Source organism: Micromonospora sp. (genome assembly GCF_048594385.1).
Lineage (GTDB): Bacteria > Actinomycetota > Actinomycetes > Mycobacteriales > Micromonosporaceae > Micromonospora > Micromonospora wenchangensis.
This window is the reverse complement of record NZ_JBMDWU010000033.1, coordinates 1-2362: the sequence shown is the minus strand read 5'-3', so window position 1 is coordinate 2362 and position 2362 is coordinate 1. Positions and strand designations below refer to the sequence as shown.

3 protein-coding genes are annotated in these 2362 nt (G+C 73.5%); 1 reads left to right on the top strand and 2 read right to left on the bottom strand.

Translation table 11 applies throughout. The features are described 5' to 3' along the window. Together ACOJTC_RS01395 and ACOJTC_RS01390 are read right to left on the bottom strand one after the other, a co-directional pair. A partial coding sequence (locus tag ACOJTC_RS01395; RefSeq protein ID WP_420115427.1) for a hypothetical protein occupies positions 1 to 398 on the bottom strand: 398 nt, incomplete at its 3' end. A 196-nt stretch (positions 399 to 594) separates the two neighbouring features. Continuing rightward, complete coding sequence (locus ACOJTC_RS01390; protein ID WP_420115426.1) at positions 595 to 1104, bottom strand: hypothetical protein; 510 nt, start codon at positions 1102 to 1104, stop codon at positions 595 to 597. Between the two features lie 273 nt (positions 1105 to 1377). Here ACOJTC_RS01390 and ACOJTC_RS01385 point away from each other — a divergent pair. Continuing rightward, positions 1378 to 2362 (top strand): hypothetical protein (locus tag ACOJTC_RS01385; RefSeq protein WP_420115425.1); only part of this gene is annotated, 985 nt, incomplete at its 3' end.

The window sequence follows — 2362 nt, the reverse complement described above, 5'->3', positions numbered from 1 at the left end:
CCCCACTGCTGCGTCGGCTGCTGTTGGTCCCACTGGCCCTGCTGCGGCTGGCCCCACTGCTGGTTGGGCTGACCCCACTGCTGGGTGGGCTGGCCCTGCTGCGGCTGCCCCCACTGCTGGCCCTGCTGCGGCTGTCCCCATTGCTGCGTCGGCTGTTGTTGGTCCCACTGGCCCTTCTGCGGCTGTCCCCACTGCTGGCCCTGCGGGTGCGGCGCCTGCGACTGGTCCTGCGGCCAGCCCCACTGGCCCTGCTGCGGCTGGCCCTGGGGGTGCTGCTGGGGCTGTCCCCACTGTTGGCCCTGCTCGGGTTGTCCCCACTGCTGGCCGGGCGGCTGCTGCTCCCACGGCCGGTTCTGGCCGTCCGGCTCGCGGCCCTGGTGCGGGTCGTTCGGTGCCATGGTGTTCTGCTCCCCTCGTCCACCGGGGTGGTGGAGGTCGACTGCGTCCGTCTGTCTCGCGTCTTCGTGGTCGTGCGACTCGGCGCTCCGGGTGGTACCCGTCCGCGAGTTTCCCTCATCCGGAGCATCCGTGTCCGGACATTGCCCGACAGTGGGGACACCGCGCGGGGATTGTCGGCGGACGGTGACCCCGTCGTCACCCCGTGGTCACCCACGGGTCAGGCCCGGCGGGACTGGTGCCCCGCCGCCTGCGCAACAGCACCGCCGCCACCACGACCCCGAGCGCGCCGACGAGCGTGACGACCGGCCCGGTGATCACCCCGCCGAACGCGGCCGCGTCGAACCGCAACGCGAGGTACACCCCGCCGGCGGCCACGACCGCGGTGAGCACGGCGAGCACGAGGGCGACGGCGACCGCCGTCCGCCGTCGGCCGAGGACGGCCAGCACGACGACGACGGCCCAGAGCGGACCCAGGAACGGCCACGCCTGCAGGACGGCCTCCAGCCAGGGGGCGACGTCGAGCCGCCGCAGTCCGACGCCGGCGACCTCGTAGCTGTTGCGGGTGACCCGTCCGGACCGCACCCACGGGAGGAAGGTGCCGGTCAGCAGGACGACGACGGCCACCGCACCGAGCGCCCAGCGTCCGGTGCGGCGGGGTGGCGGCGGCGGTGCCCACGGGGGCGGCGGCGGGAACGGTGCGGACACCCGGTCATTGTCCCGGCCCGACCCGGGAACGGCCGTCGACCCGGGACGTGACGGCCACGGATCGTCACCGAACCGTCATCACCGCCCGTATCCGGTGATCATCGCAGCGCGATCGGGTGCAGTCTGTCCGATTTGTGAACACTGGGACCGAAGTTGTGGGCGAGACGGCTGGCTAATGAGGGTGGGCGAGTGGCATCCTGAGGCGCAAGCGTGTCGCATTGACAAATCAGTCGTCGGTGCTCCCGCTCCATGTCCCCGTCCTCAGGAGAGCTCGTGGCGCACGCAGCACACCGGTCCGCCGGTCGCGCACCCCGGCGGACCGTCCGTCCCGCCCACCGCCGGCTGATCGGCGTCTCGGCCGGTCTGGTGGCGGCGCTGGTCCTGGGTCTGGCCACGCCCGCCGGTGCGCTGCCACCACCGCCGGACAATCCGACCGACGATCAGATCGCCGCCAGCCAGCAGCAGGCCGCCGAGATCAACTCCGCGGTCGGGCAGCTCTCCGCGCAGGTCGCGAGCACCCAGGGGCAGATCGACGCGCTGCGCAACGACATGCAGTACAAGCAGGAGTTGTCGCAGAAGGCCGCCATCGACCTCGACATCGCGGTCGCCGACGCCGCCGACGCGGCCACCGCCGCCGACCAGGCCGCCGCCGCCGCGACCGCCGCGCAGGGCGACATCGCCGCGGCGCAGGACAAGGCGGACAACTTCGCGGCCGCCTCGTTCCGACAGGGCTCCACCCTCGGCTCGATGAGCGCCCTGTGGGACGCCGGCAGCGCCGACGAGCTGCTGCAGCGCAACCAGCTGCTGGAGTCGATCTCGGGCAGCCAGCTCGACGTCATCGGGAACCTGCAGCGCGCCCAGGTCACCAAGTCCAACCTCGACGCCGCCGCCCGCGAGGCCCTGCAGAAGGCCAAGGACACCCAGGCCGCGGCCGACGCCGCCAAGCAGGCCGCCGACAAGGCCGCCGCCGACGCCGCCGACGCGTTGCAGGTCGGGCAGGCGCAGCTCGCGTCACTGCAGAACGATCTGTCCAACCAGCAGGTGGCCTACCAGGCCGCGGTCAACACGGTGAACCAGCTGCAGGGTCAGCGGCAGGCCTACGAGGACTGGCTCGTCCTGAAGGCCGCCGAGGAGGAGCGGCTGCGCAAGGAGGCCGAGGAGGCCGCCCGCAAGGCCGCCGAGGAGGAGGCCGCCCGGCAGGCCGCCGCCGCCGCGGCCGCCGCCGCCGAGGCCGCCCGGGTCGCGGCCGAGCAGGAGG